Annotated in this window: 4 protein-coding genes; 3 read left to right on the top strand and 1 reads right to left on the bottom strand. The window is 53.6% G+C overall.

The window, feature by feature from the left end; all coding sequences use genetic code 11:
- On the bottom strand, nucleotides 1–664 hold a 664-nt coding region (locus tag NW856_RS05500; protein ID WP_414399451.1), incomplete at its 3' end, for a hypothetical protein.
- A gap of 217 nt (nucleotides 665–881) precedes the next feature.
- On the opposite strand from NW856_RS05500, the gene NW856_RS05495 reads away from it, so the two are divergent.
- The 3 genes from NW856_RS05495 to NW856_RS05485 form a co-directional block, all read left to right on the top strand.
- A complete protein-coding gene (locus NW856_RS05495; protein ID WP_414399450.1) occupies nucleotides 882–1,952 on the top strand; it encodes a vWA domain-containing protein in 1,071 nt (356 codons plus the stop codon).
- Between the two features lie 373 nt (nucleotides 1,953–2,325).
- Nucleotides 2,326–2,943 (top strand): hypothetical protein, encoded by a 618-nt coding sequence (locus NW856_RS05490; protein WP_414399449.1) that lies wholly within the window; start codon nucleotides 2,326–2,328, stop codon nucleotides 2,941–2,943.
- An 82-nt stretch (nucleotides 2,944–3,025) separates the two neighbouring features.
- Nucleotides 3,026–4,836, top strand: a 1,811-nt coding sequence (locus NW856_RS05485) for a DUF4347 domain-containing protein (RefSeq protein WP_414399448.1), incomplete at its 3' end; no start/stop codon positions are given.

Genomic DNA, 4,836 nt, shown 5'->3' with positions numbered 1-4,836 from the left:
ACAGTGCGGGGCTCCTGCGATTTCTAGCTGACGAAGTTGGCGGGAAAACGGGCTCCGGTTTGGGCCGGATCGAGCCTGCCTCGGCTACTGCCTCAGAGAGCTTTTGCCGCACCAGCTCCTGAGTCTCCAAAATGTTGGGATCCGCCGCCCATTCCGGGGCCTCTCGAACGGGATCATCCTCGGAGGTGAACTCCAGGTCGTAGGTCTCGGCGCGGTAATCGAGGCTGAAGCATTCCCAAGCCCGCAGACTGTAAAAATAGGGGAACAAACGCACAATGCGCTCAATATCCAGGTGCGCAGCAAAGCGACGAAAAGCCTCTTCTTCAGACACCGGAAAAGGGGCGTAATGTTCTGAAACAAACCACCGCAAGAACTTCCGCGCCTCTGGAATGATCTGCTGGGCAGGCAGGGATCCCAGCACCGCTGCGTTGAAGCAGTTGACCAACAGGTGCTCCAGCATCACCGCGTTGTACTCGGCAAAGCAAGTTTGCTCGCGGCTTTCCACCGGCTGCCAGGGCATGTTGCCGTTGGCGGCAATGAGCAGGTGAACCAGGTCATGGGAGGGGTTGGTTTGGATGTAGCCGTGCCCCTCCAACTTGGCGCCATCGCAGCTAAAGAGCTGGTGTTGGGGGCTCCAATAGAACTTGAGTTGCTTTGCCGCCATGTTCAGTTCTCCTCCTCACCCAGGGGATCCTTCTGCAGTAAAAATCTTTACGCCTACACCAAGCGCTACAGTAGCTTTCGGAATTACTGTGTGGTATTGTAACTCTGTACTTTCACGCCACCCCACTATGCTCGCACTGGCAGCTGCAGTGACTGTAAAAATACAGTCCGGTCAAGTAAAAAGCCAAAAAGCTGGTTGGCTGCTTCTTCTGGTGCTCGTGGGAAGCTGCCTTGTCGGCTGTGGCTCTTCCGGCGGTTCTTCCGGCGGTACAGGCATTGATCCGTCTGCTGTGGGATCCCAAGCTCGCCTGACGTTCAATGGGGCTCTGACCCGCTCCTTTTCTGGCACACAAGGGGAAATGGAGTTCAACATCGCCCTCCTGCAAGGCGGGGATCCGCCCCAACCAATAATCCAGCTCTCTGCCAGTCAGGTCAGCCTGCAGGTAAACCGGGTAACCGACTTGCTAGGGAGCCCGCAGCCGGTAGCCTTGACCCTGACACCCACCCAGATCGAGAACCCCCCGCCGGATCTGGCTCAGGGGCCTTTGCTCATGGCAGTGCTGATGGATGGCTCAGGCAGCTTGCTGGTTTTGGATCCCCAATCTCGGCGCTTCCTGGCTGTTTTTCGGCTCCTGGATCAATTTCGCCCTGCACCCCTGGATCTGGGCGCCATTCTGCGCTTTGACAACCGGGGGGCAGGCTTTGGCCTTACAGCCCTGGGGCAGCCTCTGCGCACGGCTCAGCTGTTGCAAGACTTCACCAGCGATAGAGAGCTGCTGAGACGAGGGGTTTTGCGTGCTCTTCCCGGAGGGAACACCGCCCTTTACGATGCCACGGTAGAAGCCGGGCGTTTCTTGAGCGACTTTCGGCCCACCGAGCGTTTCAACCGCCGCTTGGTGGTATTCACCGATGGGATTGACAACGAAAGCACCCGCTCCATCAACCAAACTACCCAGGAGCTGACAGCCCTGGCCAGAGAGCGAGGACAAAAACTCACCGTGTATGTGGTTGGGTTGGGGGTCGATTTGAATCTTCTGGAGTTACAGCGTCTGGCTGCAGCTACTGAGGGGACTTTTGTGCTGGCACGGTTTTCTGAAGGGCTGGAAGCTCCCTTTGCCAACTTATTCCCTGCTGCTATTGGGGAGCACCGCCTGCAAGTGAGAGTGCAAAGCAACGTTCCGCTATCTGCTGGTTCCTATCTTCTCAGTGGCGAGCTGAGAGTTGAGAGAGAAGGCAGCCGTTTTGTGGCGCCATTCAGCGACGCTGTTCTCACGGTGGGATCCCGCTAGAGTCATTCCGCAGGCTGACAACATCCCTAATCGAGAGCGAGGCGATAAGCAAATGTTTCGACGACTCGGTATACCCAGAAGATTTTGGCAACCGGCTGCGCTTGTCCTGGCGGCAGTGCTTACAGGTTCCCTAACGGTTTTCCTGAAAGGTTGCGGTGGTGGTACCTCCAGCAGCCCCTCGACCGTGGGGTCGCCGCTAAGGGATCCCGGCTCTGGCTCTGGCTCTACCTCTGCCATTTTGGGATTGGTGGTGGATCCCTTTGCTCAGCTTTGCCCTTCAGGCTCAACAGCCGCCCTTTGTTCGGGAGGGCCGCTCTTTTCAAGAGGCAATAAGGTTGAGTTGTTCAACCTAAGCTCAAGAGGGGACATTTTGTTGCCTGCCTTGTCAACCACTGCCTTGGAGGGCAACTTGCGGTTCACCATCCCCTTTTCCGGATCGATTATTCAACCGCCGGGGAAATTGGTATCGGTTCAGTCCAATCTCCTGGGCCAAGGGCGTCAGTCCGGCCAGCCTACACCCCTGCGGGGATTTGTTTTCAGTGCTGCTGTGGATGTTTCCCCTTGGAGCGAAGCCCTTTATCGCATCTTGCTGCGGGAGCGGGATAGAGTACCTTTCTCCAACTTAGCTCCCCCCGAAGTTAGGGATCTGGAGAATATTCTGTTTGTCAGCGTACCTCTTTCCAGAACAGCCCGAGACCTGGAGGAAATCATTACGGACATTATTCGACAAGCGGATCAACTTAGTTTTAATCAGCTTCGCTTTGTGGAAGATCTCATTCGCGTTTGCTATGCCCCAGAAGGCAATCAATCGGATCAGCCCTGCCGCCTCCGCATTCCCATACCCCTACCGCCGGCACCTACGCCGACTCCATTTGTGCCTGCTCCTGAAACTCCCGCTCTTCCCACCATCATTACCAACAGAGCTGTTGTTCGTTCAGCATCGGGCTCGTTGCTCTTTAGCAACACGGTTTCGGTAAGGGTAGATAACTGATGGCTGACTCGTTTTAGTCAAGTTTGATGTGAGCTGATTTTGTGTTTCAAGAGAACGCGCTGAGAGAGCCGAGGAGTGTTGAATGCTGACCTCAAAACCGTCTTCATTTCGTCCTGGTCAACTGGAAAGATTGCTTTGCTTTTTTAGTCGCAGCTTGGGCACCGTTTCCACAGCCCTGCTAATGGTTCTCTTGGGGGTAGAGCAAGCTAGCTTCTCTGCGTCTAGGGAAACGTCTCTACAACACCCCAAGCAGGATGAGCTGGTCTTTATCGATCAAGCCTTGCCGGACTTGGCGATCTTGCTGGCAGGCATTCGTCCTGGAGCGGAAGTTGTTTTTCTGAATCCCAATAGAGATGGGATTGAGCAGATCACAGAGACACTGCGAGGACGAAAAGGCATCAAAACCCTGCACATCCTGTCTCACGGGCAGGCAGGCTCACTCTCCTTGGGCAGAAGAGTTCTTAACCGAGAAAACTTGCCCGAGTACGCGGACCTACTGGCAAAGTGGAAATCTAGCCTTGCGGACGATGCGGACATTTTAATCTACGGCTGCGAGGTGGCGGCAGGGCTGGAGGGCAGGCTTTTCATAGAGCAAATAGCCCGCCTGACAGGAGCTGATATCGCTGCTTCTACCAACCTCACAGGACATGCCAAAGCCGGAGCAGATTGGATTCTAGAAGCCACGGCTGGCAGCGTTACCGCTCCCACGATTGTGGTCGAAGGAGTAATTGATCACAGCTATCCGCACACACTGCAGGTAGGAGCCAAGCCCACCTTAGATGCCAGCTTCAAGCTTATAGATATTGATGTCAGTGGTCAAAAGCTGTCTCTCATTGGTGCAACCGATCAAGTTGTTCTGAGGCGGGTTGATAACAAAAATGCGACTGGCACCTGCAACATAGTCTGGGTTGTTGACCCAAACACTCCTAGTGGCTTGGGAATTACAGCCATGGAGCAAGCTCTTTTAATTGATCCTCTGAATCCAGTTATCAAAGCAGGTACAGATAACATTTTTGTAAACTTTCCTGATGGTACCAATGCTTTTAACAACATAGAAAGAGTTGATTTCATTACCCCAGGTGGCATAACCGCTCCGAGCATGGGTCTTGATAAGATTGGCTTCTTACTCCTAGACAGAGGCGGAAACGATCCTTTTAAGATTGCTGCTATTACAAAACTTGATGATTCCGATCCTGAACAATATGCCTATGGCTCTGTTGTTGGAGTTGGTGCTGGTATCTGGGTAGGAGGGACATCGATAGCTAAGACGAACATTCACTCTGACCAATGTGGAACTAAAGTCCTGAATACAAACATAGTGGCTTCTACAGGCAGCCAAAAGTTGGCAGGAGTTTTTGTAAGTTATCAGGATCTAGGGATATCTCCTAATCAAACATTCTATGGATATTCGGTAATCGGGAATGATGTAACGGTACCGGTACCACCTATCGAGCAATTTTCAAAGTTTCCGACGAACACAGGTAGCATCCCTGGCGGTTGGGACATGACGGCAGGAGGGGGCATCGTTGCTTACAACCCCGTTGCTAATGATGACACTGCCACCACCCCAGCCAATACACCGGTCACCATCAATGTGCTGTTCAATGACACAGCCTACGCTTTTGACTTGGATCCCGCTACTATCGACCTAGACCCGCTCACTCCTGGGCAGCAAACCACCCTGACAGTTCCTGGGGAAGGCACATATACCCTCAATCCAAGCACTGGGGAAGTCACCTTCACTCCATTGCCGAGCTTCACAGGCCCTACCACTCCAATCAAATATACAGTAAAGGATACGAAAGGGCTAATTTCTAACCAAGCAACCATCACTATTACAGTCACTCCTGCCTCTACCCCGACGCCAACGCCAGAGCCAACGCCAACGCCAGA

This window comes from Synechococcus sp. R3-13 (genome assembly GCF_047462195.1).
Classification (GTDB): Bacteria; Cyanobacteriota; Cyanobacteriia; order Thermostichales; family Thermostichaceae; genus Thermostichus.
Note: the sequence above shows the minus strand (reverse complement) of the source record. Positions and strands in the feature narration are given on the sequence as shown.